This window comes from Aminobacter sp. P9b (assembly GCF_045345995.1).
Lineage (GTDB): Bacteria > Pseudomonadota > Alphaproteobacteria > Rhizobiales > Rhizobiaceae > Aminobacter > Aminobacter niigataensis.
In genome coordinates, this window is the sequence record NZ_CP150082.1 from 1357539 (window position 1) to 1379420 (window position 21882).

The window sequence follows — 21882 nt, forward strand, 5'->3', positions numbered from 1 at the left end:
GTCTTGGGAGGAGACAAAATGAAGAATATAGTTCGCACCTACATTGCTGCAGTCTTGCTGTCAGCCGGCATCGCTGGTTCTGAAGCGTTTGCCGGCGGCACGCAGCAATCAAGTTATGAGAAAATCGTTGCGCAGCAAACCCAAGTGGCCGGTGATGCAGTCAACTTGCGCTCAAACTACTGGCTAGCGTGGACCGGAGCCTGGGACACGGTCGTCATGAAGGAGACGCGTCTGTGGGAGAAGTGGCTGCCTGCCGGCAGCCAGGTCACTTGGCAGCGCAACTTGCAAGGCCCCCCGGTTATCACGGATCTCCTGAGCGGTAAGCAGCAGATCGGCTACATCGGTGACAACCCCGCTATTGTGTCGACCACCAAGCGCGACATCGCTCCTGTCAATCTGGTAGCCGTAAACACCATCTCGCCGGGGCGTATGTGTGGCCATCTTATTCTCGGAAAGGGCGCGCCTGAGTTCACCAACTACAAAGACGCCATCAAGTGGCTAGAGGGGAAGACTATCGGCGTGCCCCGGGGAAGCTGTGCTGACCGCCTAGCGCAAGTGATAGTAAAGCACGAAGGTATTAACGTGACCTGGCAGCAGATGCAGGCCGAAGTCGTGGTCACCAGCCTGCAAGCCGGAAAGATTGACGCCGCTGCCGTCTACGAGCCGCATTCGTCTAAGGCTGTTTTCGACGGCTATGCCAAGTATGCGATCTCGTCCAATCCGTATGGTGAACTAGATGCCAATGCCGTCGTAATGCGGCAGGACTTCATCGAATCCAATCGAGATGTCGCTAAAGCCTGGCTCAAGGCGAACATTGAAGCTCTGTATTTTCTCAAGGAACACCCAATCGAGACGATCGAGATGGTGAAGAAGGAGCTGCCTGGCTACACCAGAGAAAACCTCTGGCACGCGATCTACGGCAATCTGCCAAAGGAAACTGGCGCAAGCGACACCGTGCTCGTAGGCGCTATGAGTTTCACCAAGGATGTCAGAGACCTTCTGCAGCGCGGGCACGACTTCCTGCACGAAATCAAAGTCGTGGTCGAACCGCAATTCGATCCCAAGGCCATCCAAGATGATCTCGTTACCGAGGCATTCAAGGAACTTGGCCTCGACCCCAGCCAACCTCTCTTCGTCATCAAGGATGGTGACATGGGCACCAATCCTTTCAAGGGTGACGAGCTGGTCAAAAGCTAAGGCACCTGGCGGAAAATGGCGGCGAGATCAACTGTCGATCTCGCCAGCCTGAGATGGGAACAATCGAGATGCAAACGCAAACAGTTACTCAGCTCGCCGCGACTGGCGCGAGCCCCAGCAGTATCATCTTTTCTGTCGCCGGTGCGGACAACGGAAACCGCGAAGCAGCGCTGATTGAAGCCTTTCGACAGAAAAACGGAAGCAGTCAGGGCAAGGTTGGACGGCTTCTCAGAAGCTCTTCCCTGCGGTATGGCGCACTGGGCTTTGCAGTGTTCCTGGTCGCTTGGTATTTGGCTACGGATCTGCTGAAATTGCCTCGCTTCAACTTCCTGCCGTCACCGGTTCTGGTCTTTTCAGAGTGGATGAGTAGGGAACCGACGCATGGCGTATCGATATTCACGCCGATCTACTATGAGCACATCCTCGTCAGCATGCGCCGGGTTTTTCTGGCGTTCGCGATTGCGGTGCTTGCCGGCGTACCGCTCGGCATCCTCCTTGGTTGGAGCCGAGCGTTTCATAATTTCTTCTTTCCAATTGTCGAACTTCTACGCCCGATCCCGCCACTAGCCTGGGTGCCGTTCGCCGTACTCATCCTGCCCGGTGTTGAGACACCCGTCGTCTTCGTGACGCTGCTCGCAGCTTTCTTCGCGACGGTTCTGAACACTGTCCTCGGTGTCTGGTCCATCAATGACGACTATTTCCGAGCGGCAAGCTGTCTCGGCTACACTAGGTTGGACGTGCTCACCCGCGTCATTGTCCCGGGGTCGATGCCGTTCGTATTCACTGGCTTGCAGATTGCCATGGGCGTGTCCTGGTTCTCACTGGTTGGCGGCGAGATGATTGCCGGCAGATCCGGCTTGGGTTTTCTGATCTTCGACGCCTACATGCAGGTCGCATTGCCCAACATCGTCATCGGTATGATTACGCTCGGCATCCTCGGATACGCATCCAGCGCAGCGATCCGGCGCTTGGGCGACCGGCTGATGGCTTGGCAGTCCAAGGGAAGGAATTCACAATGACCAGGCTTTGGGACTCTAAACTTTTCAGTTTGGCGCACTGGTCACGGCGCTTGCGCTCACCGGTTCTGTGGCAAGGATTGGCCGGTATAGTCACCTTCTTTGCCGTCTGGCAGATCGCAAGATGGCTGGGGTGGATGGCGATTATCCCCTCTCCGATTGAGCTTGCGGAGGGTATTCCTGAGGAGATTGCACAGACAGGCTACTGGCAGAATTGGATCGACAGTAGCCGCAGGGTTTTCGTCGGCTTCGGCATAGCCGCGATTTCAGCCATCGTAATCGGCGTCCTCATGGGTATGAGCACCAGGCTGCGCGCTGCCATCTTCCCACTATTCGAGGTTATGCGCCCGGTCCCGCCTCTCGCCTGGCTCCCGCTCGCCATTCTCTTCTGGCCGAGCTCTGAGATGACGATGGCGTTCCTGACCTTCATCGGTGCCTTCTTTCCGATCCTCCTGAATGTGCTGGCAGGTATAGACAAGGTTGACCGTCGCTATGTCCAAGCAGCTTTATCGCTAGGGTCCAGCCGCGGCGCCTTGTTCCGGCGAATTCTGGTTCCAGGCGCGCTACCATCGCTATTCACGGGTCTCGCTATTGCCATCGGCATCACTTGGGAAGTGGTGATCGCGGCCGAGATGGCGTCGGGCACTAACGGTCTCGGCTACATGACGTGGGATTCGTATATGACGCATTCGATGATTGGAATTGTGCTCGGCATGCTGAGCATCGGACTGGCAGGCATGGCCTGCAGTTGGATGATGCGCTGGGTCGGCCAAATCGCCACCCCCTGGCAGAAATAAGGAGGCGGGAAGATGTTGAGCACTCATGAACGTGTCTCGCTGTTGCGCGCGAACATTCATCTCGGACGGGGGCCAGCCAAGTTGCTGGAAGAGCTTGCTGAAGCCGCCGAAGAACTGAGCTTTGCCAAAGGCGAGGTGGTCTTCAGCCGGCGTGATCCGTCAATCTACTTCTATGTTCTGGTCAACGGGCATGTGTCCCACCCGGAAGTTCAGGCGGCCGAGGAGCAGTTTGCCATCGCTAGGGAAACCACGGCACCAGGCCAGTTATTTGGCTGGGGTGCAGCGGTGGAAGGCATGCCGATCCGTATTATTTCGGCGCGATGCGACGAGCCGACCAGGGTTCTCGCGATCGACGGTAAGTGGTTCCAGGCACGCTGCCGGGCTCATGGCGAGCCCGGGTTGAACACGTTGCAGGGTCTGGTCCGTGCGTTTGCCGGCCATGAGCGCAATATCGTGGGGCGCCGTGGCTGGCTGTCCATCCGTAGCGTGCAGAAGGTCTACGATCCTTTCGGCAAGTCGGTGGTAGCTGTCGATAGTTGCTCGGTCGAGATTCGCCCGGGCGAATTCTGCGCCATTGTCGGCCCATCGGGTTGCGGCAAGTCAACATTGCTGAACGCTGTAGCCGGCTTTGACACGATTACCTCCGGAGAAATCTATCTGGATGGCCAATGCATCAACTCCGCCACTATGAAAGCCCAACCCGGCCCAGATCGCATCGTTGTTTTCCAACACGGAGCGCTGTTTCCGTGGGCGACAGTATTGGAGAACATGATCCGTGGGCCGATCGTACAAAAGAAGATGAACAAGCATCAGGCGATCCAGAAGGCGCGTGAACTGCTCGCTCGGGTCGGCCTGAGCAAAGTCGAAAACCTCTATCCCACGGATATGTCATCCGGCATGTGTCGTCGTGTCGAGATCGTGCGAGCGTTGATGAATGACCCGCGTGTCATCCTACTGGACGAGCCATTCCGGGGCCTCGACGCGCTAACCAAGACGGTTGTCCATAACGCGCTTCTGGAAATTTACGAGATGGAGAGGAAGACGATCCTCTTCATTACCCACGATCTTGAAGAGGCGATTTACCTCGCCGACCGTGTCTTGGTCATGACGACGAGACCCGGCAGCATTAAGCAAACGATTTTCGTTGATTTGCCCAGGCCGCGGCCGACTGAACTCTTGGGTCAGCCGGAATTCCTCCAGCTGAAGGAGAATGCGATCGGCGCTGTTCATGAAGAAGCGGTGAAAGCCTTCGAGGCTGGTGAAAGGGAGATGGCATAATGACAAAATCTTCAGCCACATCAGGTGGCCATTGTGTCGTTGATTCCGTTGGCAAGGTTTATTCGTCATCTGGGAACGATCTCGAAATCGTCCTCAAGGATTGCAGCTTCGAAGTCCCGGCCGGAAGTCTGACTGTTCTTCTCGGACCGTCGGGCTGCGGCAAGAGCACGATGGTAAAGCTAATCGCTGGGTACGAAACCCCGACGCTGGGGCAAGTCCGACTAGACGGCGTTCCGGTTAATGGTCCGAATGCCGATCGCATCGTCGTCTTCCAGGAAACGGCGCTGTTCCCCTGGATGACTTTGCAGGAAAATGTTGCTTACGGGCCGGTTCAAGCGGGCGAGGCCAAAGCTGCTGCCGAACGAGAAGCAGGCGCGTTATTGCGCACCGTCGGACTTGCCGGTTTCGAGCATCGCTACCCAACTCAGATCTCAGGCGGCATGCAGCGACGTGCAGAAGTTGCCCGTGCTCTGATCACCCGACCCAAATTGATGTTACTCGATGAGCCATTCCGCGGCCTAGATCATATGTCTCGCGGACTGATGCAGGAATACTACTTGAAGCTCTTCGATGAGCATCGCATGACGACCTTGTTTGTTACGTCGGAAATTGATGAAGCGATCTTCCTGGCGGATCGGCTAGTCGTTCTCAGCTACAAGCCGACAGTTGTGAAGACCGTGATCGATGTGGATTTGCCGCGACCGCGCAACTTCCAGATGCTGACCTCTGCCACCTATGGCCGGATCAAGGAACAGGCGCTCGATCTCCTCTACAACGAGGCCCTGAAAGCCTTTGATCAAACACCCGCTGCGGCTTAGGGGCAAGATACATGAAGATCATTAAAAGCTTGTTTGAACGGAAGTCTGCCGCCGAACCTACAGCGCCTGCCGACATTTCTGGACTCCTCAATGGGTTTTCGGTCGAGGTTCTGCCTAAGACAGTCGGTAGACTCCTGGAACGCTCAGAAGGGCTTCCTGCCCGCAGTCGAGTGTATATCGCTTACATCCAAGGGACTGATATTGTCGACATGGTAAGTACAGCTCGGCGCCTAACGGATGCCGGATTTGAGCCTATGCCGCATATTCCTGCACGGCTGGTGAAGGATCGGCAAACGCTTTCCGACTGGGTCGCCCGTTACAAGAATGAGGCAGGAGTTCATCAAGCCCTAGTGATTGGCGGCGGCGTTGATCATCCGGTGGGCGAATTCAGTTCCTCCATAGAGTTGATGGCGACTGGGGTGTTCCAAAAGGCAGGGTTCGATCGTCTGCATGTGGCAGGGCATCCCGAGGGCAATCGTGACATCGACCCAGATGGGACGGACAAAAATACGCTTGCTGCACTGAGATGGAAGCAGGAGTTTTCCGAACAGACTGGGGTGGATATGGCAATTGTCACACAATTCTCATTCGACAGCCAACCGGTGATCGAATGGGCACAACGATTGTCCGCGGAAGGCATCCGACTTCCGATCCACATTGGAGTGCCTGGACCTGCAAAGTTGCAGACCTTGATCCGCTACGCTCTCCATTGCGGTATCGGACCGAGCATTCGCGTGCTTCACCGGCGAGCTGCGGATGTGACGCGTATGATGTTACCCTTTACGCCGGAAGAGTTCCTGAATGGCATTGCTCATCACAAAGCTGCAAATCCAGGAAGCAAAATCGCCGTCTCACATTTCTTCCCACTTGGCGGCATTGATAAGGTCCTTGAATGGAACGCCCGCTTTACGCGGGAAGTGGGCCTCCCGGACGTTTGTTGAATCCCTGGCCTCAAGCTGGGCCAACGGCCAAGTAGTCGGACACGTTTATTTTAAAGCAGCAGTGAACCTACGGCGAAAATGTCATCTTGTTCCAGAATCTGATGAACTTGCCAATCGCAAGCGTGGTAGCCATCGTAGCGGTGGCCGGCCTAGTACGCGGCGTTACTGGTTTTGGCGGGGCGATGTTCATGGCCCCGCCACTCAGTTTGTTGGTCGGGCCCGTCCAAGCTGTCTTGTACGCCTTATTTCTGGAGTCGATCGCTGTACTGGCGATTATCCGTTCGATTTGGCCTCGGCTGAACCCTCGTACGCTTGCCTTCGTCGGAATCCCGGCCTTGTTGAGCGCCCCTGTCGGTGGTCTCCTGCTGACTATTCTCGACGCGAATATCATCAGATATTTGATCGCGACTACTGTGGTGATATTCAGCCTGCTCCTCATGGTCGGGTTTCGCTACGATGGGCCGCCTCGTGGCACGACTTCAGCGATTCTGGGAGGTTTCAGTGGAGTTTTGTTCGGCGCGACCAGCATGGGAGGCCCTCCCGTCATCCTGTATCTTCTCTCAGGCCCCGACCATCACGATGTAACCCGCGCCAATCTCGTTGCATATGTTAGCGCCGTCTCGGCGGCAGCACTTGTACTACCCTGGTATGGGGGTGCACTAACGGCAGCAGTCACCCTCAACGCGCTCGCATTGGCCGCGCCTTACCTGCTCGGAATATGGCTCGGCAGCCACTGCTTCTCGTTCTTGAGCGAAAAACTTTTCCGCCGCACAGTGCTAGGATTTATGCTATTGAGTGGATTGGTCGCGCTTTTAGGCTAGTAGAGCTTGCGTTCGTGGTTGTTATGCAGCGCGACTTGGATTGGATTGCATGAGATGCATTCGGAATGCTGTTGTCTGCAGCGTTCTAGTGAAGTTCGAGTGGCGTGGATGAGTCAAGCTGTTGTGCACTCGGATTTCGACAACGAAGCACCATGGTATTGGCGCCCGGTCAATCTTTTCGACGGCACGCCATCCGAGACGCGGCGAGAATTCTTTAATTGTGCGAAAATGCGCGGCTTCGCGCGAGGTGAGCATGTTTGCCTTGCCGACGAACTAGCTGACCATCTGTATTATGTTGTCGCCGGCTTAGTTAAAGTTGAGCACATCACAGCCACTGGAAATGTCACTATATTCTGGTTCTGCGTCCCCGGTGATCTATTCGGTGCGGGCGGCATTTCTGGCAGCCTTAGGCAGGGTGTCTATAGCAGGGCCGTGGAGGATTCTCAAATTGCGCTATTGCGACGCACGCAATTTGAAGAATTGGTCGGGAACCATCCGAGGCTGGCTCTCAATGTGATCAAACTCATGGGTGGTCGTCTAAGGCTGGCATGCGATGCGATGGCCGAGGTAACCCAACGAGCAAATCTGAGGGTGGGCCGTCTGCTCCTGCGTTTGGCAGAGAGTTGTGGACAGTGGACGAATAAGAATGAAGTGGCGATCAGGGCCCGCATTTCACAACAGGAAATGGCCGACATGGTCGGATGCACGCGTCAGACAGTTACCGAGGTCTTGCAGAGCTTGTCTCGGAGCGGAATCATTAGGATAGAGAAGAGAACCATTCACATCCCAAGCGTGGAGCGGCTGCGGACTTGCGTTGAAGATGCCGAAATGACTGACGGCGGTAGTATACTGTAGACTTTCTGCCATCGAACACGAGTCATTTTCCAACGCGCTGGTGTGGCGATTCGCGTTCTTCGTCTTCGGCGCAATGTCATTGCATAGCTCATTCGGCTGAGTTGGCGTTCTCAATCTCTGCCTTGCTAGTTCAATCTGCGCCCATTTCCGAGACGATGTAAATTCGACTTAGGGGCCGAGAGTGCTCTAGCGTAGAATTGCGTGCACAAAGGCGGGTCCGCTTTGCGCCTTCTACACGGTCGTTCGGCAGAGAGGCGCTGAACCCTAAAAGCGGCCACTAGATTTGGCAGCTCCCCGCAAGTTGCCGGCATCCCTTTGCGCATTGCGTAGCCGTATTCCTCGATGAGGAGCGGGTATGTAGGTCGTCTGGAACACCGGAAATTCGTACGTTTTAACTTCACAGGGTTGTTCGAGTAGATGATAAAGGCCAAATGATGCCGATCAGGACGAGAGCGTCTGTAAAGGGGGCAAGATGCATAAACATGATCCAGCTCGTCAAATCAGCTTTATTCAGCAAGCCCTTTCTCAGAACCGAAAGCCGATCGGCTTCTTCCTCGGCGCAGGCTGCCCCCTGTCGATCCGCGTCAATCACCGCGAGGAGGACGGGAAAACCGTTACCGACCCGCTGATCTGGGATGTTGCCGGATTGACGAAGGTAATCGCCAAGTCACTTTCGAGTGGAAAACCCGAAAATCCCAAAAGCTGGGACAAAATAGTTCAGATCGTTAAAGACGATGGCGGCGAAAGCGGCAATATTGAGCTCCTGCTCAGCCGCATTCGCGTATTCGCGAGCGTTGCCGGCAGCGGGAATGTGCGCGGTCTTACAAGGGCCGAACTCACCGCGCTCGATACTGAGGTCTGCAAGGTCATCTCACAAGAGGTCACTCGCTCGCTTCCGACCAGGGACACCCCCTATCATAATCTCGCGATCTGGAGCCGTTCGATCCGCCGAGAGCGGCCCGTTCATCTCTTTACTACTAACTATGACCTGCTGATGGAGCAGGCGCTTGAGGAAAGTTCGGCGCCCTATTTCGACGGTTTTATCGGTGCGCGAAAGGCGTTCTTCGATTTGGGCGCGGTCGAGGATGAGGGCCTGTTGCCTCCGCGGTGGACCCGGCTCTGGAAGATCCACGGCTCGCTCAACTGGCGCCTTGAAAATGAGACCGACGTTGTTCGAACCGACGAAAAGACCGACAAGCAGAGCTATCTGATCTACCCGTCGCACCTCAAATATGACCAGAGCCGCAAGATGCCCTATCTAGCGATGCTCGACCGTCTCAAGGCTTTCCTGCTCGCTCCATCCGCGCTGCTGTTCATTTGCGGCTATTCTTTCGCTGACGAGCATATCAACGACGTGATCTGCCGTAGCCTCGAGGCCAATCCGACCGCACATGTCTTTGCCTGCGTTTTCGGCGAACTAGAGTCAGATAACTACAAACTCGCCCGCCAGTGCGCGCTGTCGAATCCCAATCTCAGCTTGTTAGGTTTCGACAAAGCTATCATTGGTCGCACACCGGGCGATTGGACTGCCGACGGATCGGATGATCTTTTGCTTCCGCCCAGCATTCTCGTGAGAGATGGCGACAATGTTACCTTGCGGCTCGGAGATTTCGCAGCACTCGGCACTTTGTTGCGTGGCCTCTCCGGTGAAGGTGTGAGCGATGTTGCGGCCTGATCGCGCTGATCGGGCGACCGTCATCGGAACGGTTCAAGACGTCAGCGGCACGTCGGTCAGCGTGACCCTGACCTCGGACCGATTTTCGGGCCTGAGCTTTGTCCACGGCCAAGGTCATAAGATCGGTCAGATCGGCAGCTTCGTCAAAATCCCGATCGGCTATGTCGATCTCTATGGGATCGTCTCGCAGGTCGGTGCCAGTGCGGTGCCGGAAAAGGCGGCGCTCTCCATGCCCAATGGGCTGCGCTGGATGACAGTCCAGCTGATCGGCGAAGGCTATCGGACTGGCAGATTTCAACGCGGAATCTCGCAGTACCCAACCTTCGAGGATGAAGTTCATCTTGTCTCCGAGGCCGACCTCCAGGCGATCTATGGACGATCGGACAAGCAGAACCATCTGGTCCGCGTCGGCCATGTGGCGGGAAGCGAGTCGATCGACGCGCTGGTCGACGTGAACAAGCTCGTCACGCGCCACAGCGCTGTGGTGGGAACGACCGGCTCGGGCAAGTCGACGACGGTGGCCGGACTCCTCAACGTCCTGTCGGATGAGAGCCGCTTCCCCTCCGCGCGAATCGTCGTCCTTGACCTTCACGGAGAATATGCCAAGGCGCTTGGCGACCGTGCGAACATCTTTAAGATCAGCCCGGATGTCCGCAACATCAACGAGCACCGGCTGTGCATCCCATTCTGGGCGCTGAGCTTCGACGAACTCATGCGGGTGACCTTCGGAAGCCTTCCGCCCGATGGAAAAGCGCGCAACATCATCCTCGAGCAGATACTCGAAGCTAAGATCGCAAGCCTGACGGCGCAGCCGATCGCCGGTGTCGATCCCGCCAGCATCACCGCCGATAGCCCGGTGCCTTTCTCGCTGAACAAACTCTGGCATGACCTCTATTGCCGCGAGTTCGGAACCTATCTCAGCGCCAGCGGCGCGAACCCGTCAGATCAGGCGACCTGGGCCTATGAATGCGATCCTTTGGGCGCGAAGATCGTCGGGGATGCGCAGGCCGCGGTTCCACCGCGCTTTCGCAAGGTCAAGAATGTCGCCTCCGATCCGGAGAAGATAAATTGGCTCCCCGACGTCCTCAACATCCGGGGGCCGCTTGAGGCGCTCGGCGCCCGGCTTCGCGTCGCGCGCTACGACTTCCTGCTGAAGGCCGGCGATTGGCATCCCGAGCTCGACGGCACGACGACTAAGACGCTCGCCGAGCTCGTCGGGCAATGGCTCGGCAGTGACAAGCCGATCACGATCCTCGATCTGTCGGGCATTCCCTCGACGGTGACGAACGACATCATCGGCAGCATCTTGCGTGTCCTTTACGATGGTCTCTTTTGGGCGCGGAACCTCTCGGAAGGCGGGCGCGAACGCCCGCTGCTCGTCGTGATGGAGGAGGCGCACAGCTACCTTGGCGACGATGGCAGCAGCGCGGCCTCGATCGCGACCCAGCGCATTGTCAAGGAAGGGCGCAAATATGGGATCGGCGCGATGATCGTTAGCCAGCGCCCGGCCGAGATCAATCCCACGATCCTGTCACAATGCGGGACCTTCTTTGCGATGCGGTTGAGCAACGCCACCGACCGCTCACATGTGACCAGCGCTCTCTCCGACAACCTCGAAGGTTTGACGAGCATGTTGCCGGTGCTACGCACCGGCGAAGCCATCATCCTCGGCGAAGCGGTAAGGCTCCCCATGCGGACAATGATCCAGGCGCCACCTCGCGATCGTCGCCCCGACAGTCAGGATCCACTGATCTGTGACGAAGCCGCGCCCGAGGATTCGATGACGCCAGGCGGTTGGAACCTGCAAATGCACATCGCCGCGGACTATCGCTATTTTGTCGAGACTTGGCTCCAGCAGAACCCGGTCCCCACCCCGCCCAAGAAGGAGTAAAACATATGGCCTGGCAGGATTTCGCTCCCTTCACCTCATCGAACATCGCCGCAATCCGCTACGATGAAGATCGGCTGCTGCTCGAGATCGAGTTTCACAACAGCACCCGCTATCACTATTTTGAGGTGCCTCCGCAGATTGCCCAAGCCTTCGATCAAGCCGGATCGAAGGGAACTTTCCTTGCATCGACCATCAAGGGTCATTATCGCTACAGCCGGGTCTAATATGCCTCTTGTCAGCCTCGATCAGAAAAATACTCGCGTTCAGTTTGGTGCATTCGAGGTCGACAACAAGATCTTGTTCGAATTCTTCAACAAAGCTCCGGCTGCCGAGCGCGACGAGCAGCTTCACAAGGCGCTCTATATCGGCGTCCTAGCGTTGATGGAGGACCGGCTCTCGAGCTTCCTTTCGAGAACCGCGAACGAGCTCGGCACCGAGCTCGAAAGTCTTAAGCTTATCTTCGACATGAAGAAGGAGCTTTTCTATCGGTCCGCGGTCAAGGGTGTGCTCGCTGAAACCGACATCGCCGACTTCCTGTCCGAGTTTTTAGCTCGCCAGAAGATTGCTGACCGCATCGAGCTGACCGGCGACCGGGCCGGTGCGATCCGTAGGAATAAGACGGGCGACATCGTCTGCCATCTGGCCGGCGACAGCGGCAAACGGATCGCGATCGAGTGCAAGTTCGACAAGAGTATCCGTCTTGGCGACATCCGGACCAAGGACATCTTCACGAAGAAAGCGGATACGGCCTGGAGCCAACTCCTCGAAGCACAAGCGGATCGCGACGGCCAGGCTGGCATCATCGTGTTCGACGCATCGCTCGTCGATAGCAGCATCCTGGTTGCGGTTCAGGATCTGAAGTTCTTGCCCGGTATCGGCCTAATCGCGATCATCGATTCGCAGAAGGGTGATTATCGCAACCTTGCCATCGCCTACATGCTAGCGCGCGACATCGCTCTGAACGCAAAGACAATCGAGCTCGACACCGATGTCCTCAAGATCATCGTCAATCGGCTAATCAAGGATGCGCGCGACATGGCACTGGTGAAGCATCTCGTCACCGCCAATATCGACAATATGAAGCAGATCCTCGCGCAGATCGAGAAGGGCATCCTACTCGCCGAATTCAATCAGCGCTACCTCATCAAGTTCCTCGCCGAGGGTACCCTCACAAAGGAGGATATGCTTGCCTTCTACGCGGGCGAAGAGGTCAAGGAGCGCTTCCGTTTAGTCGAGCGGGAAATAGGAGATCTTTGCTCTTGACGTGGACAGCGCCCCTATCCGCTTGTCGCGACCGAGAGCTGACTGTCTGCAATCGGCCCCTTTTTCAGGCAATATTTGCCCGGCCGGCTTTGCGGCTCCATCGCCGCCGCTGGGGGCATCCTCGTCGCCCCCTACGACGTGATAGTATGCGGCTCAGGCGCTCGCCCACACTCGGAGAGGCATTCTCCAAGTCTCCATAAGATAGGCCTCTGTCGCAGACAGCAACTCCAGATGTTCTGCTGCGACCTTCCTGCGCGAGTAACCTGGCTGGACAAGTGTCACAGCGAACTCTGCATGCATGTCGTGGCTTTGCCCGATCATACCGAGTAGAACTGCCATTGTGCCTCTCTCAAAGCGCGACGGCTGGCCAGACGACACCCTCTCGAGCTCACGCTGACGGAGATGGTTCAGCATGTCTCTGAACCTTTCCGCCCAGCGGACGGACTTCTGCGCCTGACCGCAAACCTCATAGAGGTCCTCGACGCGGGCGCCCGGTGCGGTCCCGGCGGAATACTTGCAATGGAACAGGTCGATCAGCAGCGTCCGGCCGCTGCGTCGTATGGCCACGACGTCGGCGACCTCGCCGGTGCCATCGTCGTCGAAGATGATGTCGTAGGGTGTTGCGCTCGCGAGCAAGCGCTCGATCACATGGCGCTGAACGGTTCCGGCCTTCTTGGCAGATCCCTGCGATTCAGCTTTGATGTTGACACCGCTCCAGTCGATGGACTCGATCTTGCCGGTGTCGAATGCCGGACGCGACTCCCTCGGCAGCACTAGGATGTCCGGCGCGATGAGTACGTCGCCGTCGGCAAAATAAATGTGAGGCGGATCTTCGTGAAATACATCGACGAGCGGGCGCTCCTTGCGGGTCCTGCCGCGCCTGACGATTACCGTGCGCCCCTCGGTCTGGGTAAATACGGCACCACCGCTTCCGATCTTCAGTTCGTAGCTGGCCGACCTTGCCCCACCGAGCACGTTGAAGCGGATGGCGTCTCCAATGTCGTGTCCGGCAAGTTCGATCTCGCAGTTGAAGAACGGGTGCTCGCTGTCCTCTAGCACCAACTGAAGGTTCTCTTCCGACGTGTCGAGGAACTCCTCCGGCCAGGCGATCCCGATGGGGACTTTTTTGGCAGGGAGGGAGGTCAGGCGTTGCGGACGAACGACGTTGCGGAGAATGGTCTCAGGGGTAATCGAGGTATTCAGCAGCTTCCGGCCGAGGTCGTGGCACCAGTCGATCCACTCGGAGAAGCTGTTGGATGTCCGATAGGACCAGAACTTCCCTTTGCGCGAACAGCCGATCGTCTCCTTCGACGCGTGCCTGCCGATGACCTGGCCATCATCATCAATGGTCTCCAGGTCGATGTAGCCGAGCCCAAAGAGGTTGGTCTTGCTCCGCGAACGGTTGCCAGGAAGGGTATCCAACTGGTCGGCTATATCCGAACCCATGAACTGCGAGTATCGAACCGGCTTCCGCTGGGTCTCACTGAGGCCGAGGTTGGTCAGCATGAGGCGCCGGAACCCGTGTAGTACCCGGAATACGTCCTCACCCGTGATCCGCATCACACCGGGGCCGGCCAGCGCCTTTGCCAGGTCGGCATGCAAGTCGGCCAGATCAGATCCGTGGATGAAGAGCAGCTTCAGCTCCGGATCCCAGTGCGCCATCACTAGGTTATAATACACGTTGCGGACTGACTTTACGGTCGTCCAGCGTAAGCGCTCCTCATCCCGTCGGACATACAGCAGGAGCCTGTGTTCCGCGTTGAGGGCCGGTGTCTCGACGATCGTTGACCATTGGCTCGCAACCGTCTCGGCAGATTCCGGCGTCCACTCGATGCAGTCGGTCTGATAGACGACCGTACTGAACCGCGGTTCAATGCTCTCCAATGGAAACGTCTCGGCCGCAACGTCCGCGTCAGGGAAGCCTGCAAAAAGGTCCTCGCGGCTCTGTTCGCGTTTGGTGCGGTTATGCCCTATCACCGAAAGGATGCGGTTCCAGTCTGAATCCTCGGCAAAGAGTGCGTTGAGCGAGGAAGTCGCGTCGCCAGCCTCGATGTTGGCAATGACGGTTGCCGAGCCGAGGTCGCTGCGTATCCGTGTGAACCTGCCGACAAACTGCAAGGTTACGGCTTCGCTGCGGTGACGGTCGTGAAGCCCGGCGATCTTGAGATCCGGCAGGTCGAATCCTTCGCCCAGCATGTCCACGCACACGATGATACGAGAGGCGCCGGAACGTAGCTCGGATAGGGCCTTGGCCCGCAACGGCGCTGACATGTGACTGTGGATCAGAACAGGATTGTATTCCGGGAGAAGCCGCGCGTAGAGGCCGTGCAGAGCTTCCGCGCGCTCCACATTGCTGGTTCTTGCCATGGCAAGGTGCGCAAACCCAGCGGCCGCGTCTGCCTTCAGCTGCTCACCCACCTTTCGCGCGATCAGTCCGTCGGCCTGTTCTTTGCCCGAAGCGTGGACGGGTACGAAGTTGATCGAGGTGAATAGTCCGTCAGCTTGCGCGCGCCTGAGCGGGTAGACATATATGAACTTCCCGTCAACCCGCCGTCCGTCGTTCCGGAATGGCGTTGCGGTGAACTGCAGCACGATCTTGCCGGTGAACAGCGCCTTGAAGTCCCGCCAGGTGCTGGCGCCGATGTGGTGAGCCTCGTCCACAAAGAGATGCGTGACCCGCCCGGCAAGCTGGCCGCGCAAGTCGGCCGACATTGCAGTCAGCACACTCATCGTAGCGATGATGACCTGGGCTTGGTCGGTGAGGTCGTCAACGTCTTTTGCGGATTTCAGTGCCTTTGAGAGGACGGCAACGGTCGGATGCATCAGATCCGCTGGCACTATGCCGGCGGCCTTCAATACGTCTAGTCGCGCGAATTTTAGAGCGATCTGTCGGCGCAGCGCGTCCGACGGCACGATCACGAGGAGGCGCTCTATCTTCTCCGACACCAGCAGCGCAGCCATCGTGTCGGTTTTGCCTGTTCCGGTCGGCAGCACTAGGGTCGCCGCCTGCTTTGACACGCTCCAGTGCGCCTTGACGGCGAAGATAGCGCCCAACTGCGGTGGCCGGAATCCCGGCTGCAGCCGTTGCCCGGTGTGAACGACTTCTTCTTTCAACGCCAGCTTGCGAGACCACGAGTCCACGACGACCGATACGGCTGGACCGGGCGGTGCCTTCCGTGGATTGGGCAATATCCAGCGGGCTTCCTCTCCCGCCGCACCGAGCGCGACGTTGGCGGAACTGTTGATGTTAGGCACCCGCAGGACGGCGTCACAGCCAAGCAGCGAAGTCGTCGGCGTGTCTACGACCGCGATGACGCCCAAGCCAGGAGCGTCGACTTTCCAGAATCGCTGGCCCCGCGCTCCGGCAGATGAGAGCATCGAACACGAGATTTCCCGTTCGCCGTGAGCCAGCCTGTAGACGACGTTCCCGCCGATGCGCGTGATGCATGAAACTCGCTCGGGGAATTTGATGGTCTGCTGCTCGGCGAAAATATCGATCATGTGGCACACCGGTGTTGATTGCCACTGAGAACTGACCCGGCATTTCCACCGAGAATTGACCCGCCTATTAGGTATGTTTCGGGTCTGTGGCTTGGGTCAAGTTCCTGCCTTTCTCCTTTTTGCTTTTGGTCTCATGCGCCGAGCTGTTCTTGAAGCGGAAGCTGTCATTTCCGGTTTCGAGGATGTGGCAATGATGGGTGAGCCGGTCGAGCAGCGCGGTGGTCATCTTCGCGTCGCCGAAGACGCTGGCCCACTCGCTGAAGCTTAGGTTGGTGGTGATGATGACGCTGGTGCGCTCGTAGAGTTTGCTCAGCAGATGGAAGAGCAGCGCACCGCCGGACGCACTGAACGGCAGGTATCCCAGCTCGTCGAGAATGACGACATCGGAATGGACAAGGCGATTGGCGATCTGGCCAGAACGTCCCTGTGCTTTCTCCTGCTCCAACGCGTTGACCAGTTCCACGGTCGAGAAGAAGCGGACCCGTTTGTGATGATGTTCGATGGCCTGGACGCCGATCGCCGTGGCGATATGCGTCTTGCCCGTGCCGGGGCCGCCGACCAGAACGATGTTGTTGGCCTCGTCGAGGAACTCGCAGCGATGGAGCTGGCGCACGAGCGCCTCGTTGATCTCACTGCTGGCGAAGTCGAAGCCGTTCAGATCGCGGTAGGCTGGAAAGCGTGCGGTCTTGAGCTGATAGGCCGTCGATCGCACCTCTCGTTCCGCCGTCTCCGCCTTGAGAAGCTGTGACAGGATCGGAATGGCGCCCTCGAACGCCGGCGATCCCTGTTCGGTCAACTCGCCGACTGCCTGCGCCATGCCGTGCATCTTCAGTTGCCGCAGCATGATGACGATAGCGCCGCTTGCCGGATTATGACGCATGGCGGGCCTCCGTCTTTCTCAGGGCATCGTATCGTTCGACATTGGCCTTGGGCTCGTTGATGAGCGTTAGGGCCTGAGGCGCCTCGATGGTCGGTGGTGTGAAGGATTTGCCGTCGACAAGGCGATGTAGCAAGTTCAGCACATGCGTCTTGGTTGGAACGCCGGACTTCAGTGCCATATCGACCGCCGACAGAACGGCCTGTTCATCGTGCTGAAGCACGAGCGCCAGGATATCGACCATCTCGCGGTCGCCGCCCGGCTTCTTGAGCAAATACTGCTGCAGAGTCCGGAACGCGTCGGGAAGCTCGGCGAACGGTGCGCCGTTGCGAAGAGCGCCCGGCTTGCGCTGCACGACCGCCAGATAATGTCGCCAGTCGTAGATAGTCTGCCCCGGCCGATCATGGGAACGATCGATGACGCGCCGATGCTCGCAGACGATCTGACCTTCCGCGGCGACAACGACACGATCCGGGTAGACCCGCAGGCTCACCGGCCGGTTGGCAAAGGAAGCCGGGACGCTGTAGCGGTTGCGTTCCAGATGCACGAGGCAGGTGGGCGAGACCCGCTTGGTGTATTCTACAAAACCGTCGAAGAGCCGGGAAACTGGCATCAGAGCCTGAGCCTCCTCAGCCCAGATGTCGGCAATGGTGCCACGCATCTGACCATGCGGCGTCTGTGCCCATAGTTCCTTGCAGCGCTGCTCCAGCCATTCATTGAGTGCTGCCAGCGACGGAAAGCGCGGCGTGGGCTGCCAGAGGCGGTGACGCGCGTCCTGCACGTTCTTCTCGACCTGTCCCTTCTCCCAGCCAGAAGCCGGATTGCAGAACTCCGGCTCGAACAGATAGTGGCTGGCCATCGCCTGGAAACGGACATTGATGTCACGTTCCTTGCCACGTCCGACCTTGTCGATCGCCGTGCGCATATTGTCGTAGATGCCGCGACCCGGAATGCCACCAAAGACGCGGAATGCATGATTGTGGGCGTCAAACAGCATCTCATGCGTCTGCAGGAGGTAGGCCCGGACGATGAAGGCCCGGCTGTAGCTCAGCTTCGTATGCGCTACCTGGAGCTTGGTGCGCTCATTGCCGATGATCGCCCAGTCCTCCGACCAATCGAACTGGAAGGCTTCGCCCGGCTCGAACGCCAGGGGCACAAACGTCCCGCGGCCAGTAGTTTGCAACTCCCTCTGCCGATCCTCCCGCCATTCCCGAGCAAAAGCCGCCACGCGGTTATAGGAACCCTCATAGCCGAGGCTTATAAGGTCGGCATGCAACTGCTTCATCGTCCGCTTCTGCTTGCGGCCCTTCTTGGATTCCGTCTTCAGCCAGGCCGATAACCGATCCGCAAACGGGTCAAGTTTGCTCGGACGCTCCGGGACCTTGAACTTCGGCTCTACGCCGTCGGCACGGAGATACTTGCGGATGGTATTCCGGGATAGGCCAGTCCTGCGGCAAATCTCCCGGATCGATAGATGCTCTCGAAAATGCCAGCGTCGGATCACGCTCAATAACGCCATGTCGATCACTCCATAGCCCCCGCTGAAAACATGCGAGGGAGGGTTCAAACATGGGTCAATTCTCAATGGAAATATTGGGCTGCGCCGGGTCAGTTCTCAGTGGCAATCAACACTCTCACTGCCGCAGGGCTTTCGGCAGGAGCTTTGCAGCTCGACGTCGACGATCCCGCAGCCGCTGCCGCGGTGATCGGCGAAGCGGGACCGTTCGACATTTTTGTCAGCAACGCCGGCGCTGCCCGGCATGCTCCCATGGTAGACACGACAGTGCCGGACTTCGACGCTGTCGTGGGCGTGAATCTTCGCGGAGCCTACTTCGCCACGCAGGCCGTGGCGCGCGGCATGGTTCGGGCGGGGAAGGGCGGCTCGATCATCTCGATTTCCTCCCAGATGGGCCACGTCGGCGGCATCGACCGCACGGTTTACGCCGCCACCAAGCACGCAATCGAGGGCATGACCAAATCCGCAGCGATTGAGCTCGGGCCGCACAACATCCGCGTCAACACCATCTGCCCGACCTTCATTCGCACGCCGCTGTCTGAGCCGACGTTCAGCGATCCCGAGAGGGCTGCCTGGATCACTTCGAAGATCAAGCTGGGGCGGGCGGGCGAAATCGAGGACATCATGGGTGCTGTCGTTTTCCTCGCGGGTGACGCCGCCTCGATGATCACGGGAACCTCCCTTCTGATCGATGGTGGATGGACTGCAGGCTAAGGCCCTCTGCAAAGGGGTGAAAAGCGCCCTTCCCACCGCCTCTATTTCAAATAGCGAACCGGCCCCGGGGCATGCGTCGCACTCCATTCGCGTCACCGACAGCGGAGCTTCCCGCATGAACGATACCCAACCGATCTGGACGCCTTCGGCGTCGTCTGCTGCCGCAGCTCCAATGGCTGCCTTCATGGAGAGTTGCAACTCCAAGTATGGCATGGAAATGCACTGCTACGCCGACCTGCATGCTTGGTCGACTGACAATCGAGAGGAATTCTGGAGTGAGGTTTGGGATTTCTGCAACGTCAAGGGTGAGCGCGGTGCTCGCGCCTTGGTCGATGTAGGTGAGATGCGAGAGGCGCAGTTCTTCCCAGATGCAAGGTTGAACTTCGCGGAAAACCTGCTGGCGAGCGCAAGCAGCGCCGACGCGATCGTTTTTCGTGGCGAGGATAAGGCTGCCGATCGCTGGTCGTGGGATCGGCTGCGCGCTGCGGTTTCGCAGCTTCAGCAAGCATATACAGCGATGGGCATCGGGGAAGGCGATTGCATAGCCGCGATGATGCCTAACATGCCAGAAACGGTCGCGTGCATGCTGGCCGCCGCATCGATAGGCGCCATATGGTCATCCTGCTCACCAGATTTCGGGGAACAGGGAGTCCTAGATCGCTTCAGCCAGATTGGCCCGAAGCTTTTTGTGGCGTGTGACGCCTACTGGTATGGCGGCAAGAAACAGGACTTGTCGGAAAAAGTACCCGCAATCGCGGCGCGGCTAGGCGCTCCATCCGTGATTGTGCACTACGCAGGCGATGCAAAGGACGTGGCACGTAAGATAGCGGACTCACGGACGCTCGAAGATTTCATCGCGCCATATCGCGCCGAGGCGCCGACATTCACGCGCTTACCATTCTCCCACCCGCTCTACGTCCTGTTCTCCTCTGGCACGACCGGAGTACCAAAATGCATAGTGCATTCCGCTGGCGGCACGCTGTTGCAGCACCTGAAAGAGCACAGACTGCATTGCGGGCTACAACTTGGTGAAAAGCTCTTTTACTTCACCACCTGCGGCTGGATGATGTGGAATTGGCTTGTGAGTGGCCTTGCGTCAGGTGCAACGCTTTGTCTCTACGACGGGTCTCCCTTCGCGCCGGATGCAAAAGTCCTTTTCGAGTATGCAGAGGCCGAGCACTTCGCCATTTTTGGCACCTCCGCGAAGTACATCGACGCGCTGCGCGTGAGCGGGCTCAAGCCTGCGACCCACGATCTTGCGAGCCTACGCCTGATCGCCTCGACAGGGTCGCCACTATCTCCGGACAGCTTCAGCTTCGTTCATGAATGTATCAAGGAGGACGTGCATCTCGCGTCGATCGCTGGCGGCACCGACATCATTTCCTGCTTTGTACTCGGTAATCCACTTCAGCCGGTGTGGCGCGGCGAAATCCAGGGGGCGGGCTTGGGCCTTGCAGTGGACGTATGGGACGACGCTGGTCGTCCCATACGTCACGGGAAAGGGGAGCTTGTCTGCGCCAAAGCTTTTCCGTCCATGCCAATCATGTTTTGGAATGACCCCAACGGAGCGAAGTACCGAGCGGCGTACTTCGAACGGTTCGATAAGGTCTGGTGTCATGGTGACTTCGCTGAATGGACGGAGCATGGAGGCATGGTCATCCATGGCCGTTCAGACGCCACGCTTAACCCCGGCGGGGTTCGCATAGGCACGGCCGAGATCTACAATCAGATTGAAAACATGGAAGAGGTCGTTGAGGCACTGTGTATCGGGCAGGAATGGCAGGGCGACGAACGTATTATTCTCTTTGTCCGCCTGGCGTCCGGTATAGCGCTTGACGACGAGTTAATCCTACAGATGAAGGCGCGCATCCGTCACCAAGCATCGCCGCGTCACGTACCTGCCAAGATTATCGCGGTGAATGATATTCCCCGCACTAGATCAGGCAAAGTGGTTGAGCTTGCAGTCCGCGAGGTCGTTCATGGCCGAACGGTCAGGAATAGGGAGGCTCTGTCGAATCCGGAGGCGTTGGCACTGTTCACGGGTTTGGAGGCGCTCTCCACGTAGACGAGACCGGTTGCGCGAGGTCGAATGACTGTTGTCGGCTACGGAATCCATTTGTCGTAGTCACCGAGCTGACCGATGGGCTTCGTCGCAAATCGGTGGCGTGGACGCGAAAAGCTCCGCATCGCGCAATCAGATTGCCTCGTCATCGGTTTGCCATCAATGATGCGAACGGGTCGCCCGTGGCAAAGGCCAGAAGCCGCATAAGCAGTGTGTTCTCGTCCTCGACACCTTGAGGTACTTCGCCTCGGACACCTACATGCCACCGAATTTGGCCTTTCACTGGTAGATCAAGGAATCGCATCACATGATGCCTGTCACACAGATCGGCGGCCCGACATTACGACGTCGTGCTCTTCCAATCCCAATGATCTGCTCATCATGTGCTCATTGGAACGAACTTCAAATCGGATTAGGCTGCAGGGGCAACGTCGAGTTGAGCGCGGGTCGAAGTCATTACCTCAGTGGAGCGCCGCCGTCTTCGATCGGGCCGACGCTCTGTAAGGATGATTGCGTGTGCTCTAGCAAGGTCTGATCGGCCCGTGGGGGCGCAGAGGCAACCCCTACGATCTCGACTTTAGGGAACTGGGCTCTCTGCGCCCACCAACTGGATGTTGCCTATGACGATTCAGCAATTCAGGCGTTGTATATCTGTAGAAG

General features: G+C 57.9%; 17 protein-coding genes. 14 read left to right on the plus strand and 3 right to left on the minus strand.

The genetic code is table 11. From position 1 onward, the window contains the following. The first annotated feature begins 18 nt into the window (after positions 1–18). The 12 genes from WHT83_RS06660 to WHT83_RS06715 all read left to right on the plus strand — a co-directional run bounded on the left by WHT83_RS06660 (position 19) and on the right by WHT83_RS06715 (position 12552). Entirely contained in the window at positions 19–1197 is a 1179-nt protein-coding gene (locus WHT83_RS06660; protein ID WP_154385781.1) for an ABC transporter substrate-binding protein, read from the plus strand. Between the two features lie 68 nt (positions 1198–1265). Continuing rightward, entirely contained in the window at positions 1266–2216 is a 951-nt protein-coding gene (locus tag WHT83_RS06665) for an ABC transporter permease (RefSeq protein WP_154385782.1), read from the plus strand. Then, positions 2213–3010 (plus strand): ABC transporter permease, encoded by a 798-nt coding sequence (locus WHT83_RS06670; RefSeq protein ID WP_154385783.1) that lies wholly within the window; start codon positions 2213–2215, stop codon positions 3008–3010. The genes WHT83_RS06665 and WHT83_RS06670 overlap by 4 nt, the downstream gene beginning before the upstream one ends. 12 nt (positions 3011–3022) lie before the next feature. Then, the gene (locus WHT83_RS06675; RefSeq protein WP_154385784.1) at positions 3023–4288 is read left to right on the plus strand and encodes an ATP-binding cassette domain-containing protein; all 1266 of its coding nucleotides are present in this window, start codon (positions 3023–3025) and stop codon (positions 4286–4288) included. Continuing rightward, positions 4288–5106 carry an ABC transporter ATP-binding protein gene (locus WHT83_RS06680; RefSeq protein ID WP_154385785.1) on the plus strand — a complete coding sequence of 273 codons (819 nt, stop codon included), beginning with the start codon at positions 4288–4290 and terminating at the stop codon, positions 5104–5106. The genes WHT83_RS06675 and WHT83_RS06680 overlap by 1 nt, the downstream gene beginning before the upstream one ends. 11 nt (positions 5107–5117) lie before the next feature. After that, positions 5118–6047: a methylenetetrahydrofolate reductase gene (locus WHT83_RS06685; RefSeq protein WP_154385786.1), complete on the plus strand. Its 930-nt coding sequence runs from the start codon at positions 5118–5120 to the stop codon at positions 6045–6047. Positions 6048–6133: 86 nt separating this feature from the next. After that, a complete protein-coding gene (locus WHT83_RS06690) occupies positions 6134–6868 on the plus strand; it encodes a sulfite exporter TauE/SafE family protein (protein ID WP_154385787.1) in 735 nt (244 codons plus the stop codon). 108 nt (positions 6869–6976) lie between these two features. After that, a complete protein-coding gene (locus WHT83_RS06695) occupies positions 6977–7723 on the plus strand; it encodes a Crp/Fnr family transcriptional regulator (RefSeq protein ID WP_182575121.1) in 747 nt (248 codons plus the stop codon). A gap of 472 nt (positions 7724–8195) precedes the next feature. Next, positions 8196–9398 (plus strand): SIR2 family protein, encoded by a 1203-nt coding sequence (locus WHT83_RS06700; RefSeq protein ID WP_154385789.1) that lies wholly within the window; start codon positions 8196–8198, stop codon positions 9396–9398. Next, positions 9385–11289, plus strand: coding sequence for an ATP-binding protein (locus tag WHT83_RS06705; protein ID WP_246670801.1), 1905 nt, complete (start codon positions 9385–9387; stop codon positions 11287–11289). The genes WHT83_RS06700 and WHT83_RS06705 overlap by 14 nt, the downstream gene beginning before the upstream one ends. A 5-nt stretch (positions 11290–11294) precedes the next feature. Continuing rightward, entirely contained in the window at positions 11295–11513 is a 219-nt protein-coding gene (locus tag WHT83_RS06710) for a KTSC domain-containing protein (protein WP_246340899.1), read from the plus strand. 1 nt (position 11514) lies between these two features. After that, on the plus strand, positions 11515–12552 hold the full coding sequence (locus WHT83_RS06715) for a hypothetical protein (RefSeq protein WP_406873353.1): 1038 nt from the start codon (positions 11515–11517) through the stop codon (positions 12550–12552). Between the two features lie 153 nt (positions 12553–12705). On the opposite strand, the gene WHT83_RS06720 is transcribed toward WHT83_RS06715, so the two are convergent. The 3 genes from WHT83_RS06720 to istA form a co-directional block, all read right to left on the minus strand. After that, positions 12706–16053 (minus strand): DEAD/DEAH box helicase, encoded by a 3348-nt coding sequence (locus WHT83_RS06720; protein WP_154385791.1) that lies wholly within the window; start codon positions 16051–16053, stop codon positions 12706–12708. A gap of 67 nt (positions 16054–16120) precedes the next feature. Beyond that, on the minus strand, positions 16121–16933 hold the full coding sequence (istB, locus tag WHT83_RS06725; RefSeq protein WP_315929025.1) for an IS21-like element helper ATPase IstB: 813 nt from the start codon (positions 16931–16933) through the stop codon (positions 16121–16123). Next, the gene (gene istA, locus WHT83_RS06730) at positions 16923–18449 is read right to left on the minus strand and encodes an IS21 family transposase (protein WP_315929027.1); all 1527 of its coding nucleotides are present in this window, start codon (positions 18447–18449) and stop codon (positions 16923–16925) included. Before istA ends, istB begins: the two co-directional genes overlap by 11 nt. A gap of 99 nt (positions 18450–18548) precedes the next feature. On the opposite strand from istA, the gene WHT83_RS06735 reads away from it, so the two are divergent. Continuing rightward, on the plus strand, positions 18549–19160 hold the full coding sequence (locus WHT83_RS06735; RefSeq protein ID WP_406873354.1) for an SDR family NAD(P)-dependent oxidoreductase: 612 nt from the start codon (positions 18549–18551) through the stop codon (positions 19158–19160). A gap of 115 nt (positions 19161–19275) precedes the next feature. Continuing rightward, positions 19276–21225 (plus strand): acetoacetate--CoA ligase, encoded by a 1950-nt coding sequence (locus WHT83_RS06740; RefSeq protein ID WP_154385833.1) that lies wholly within the window; start codon positions 19276–19278, stop codon positions 21223–21225. Positions 21226–21882: the final 657 nt, after the last annotated feature.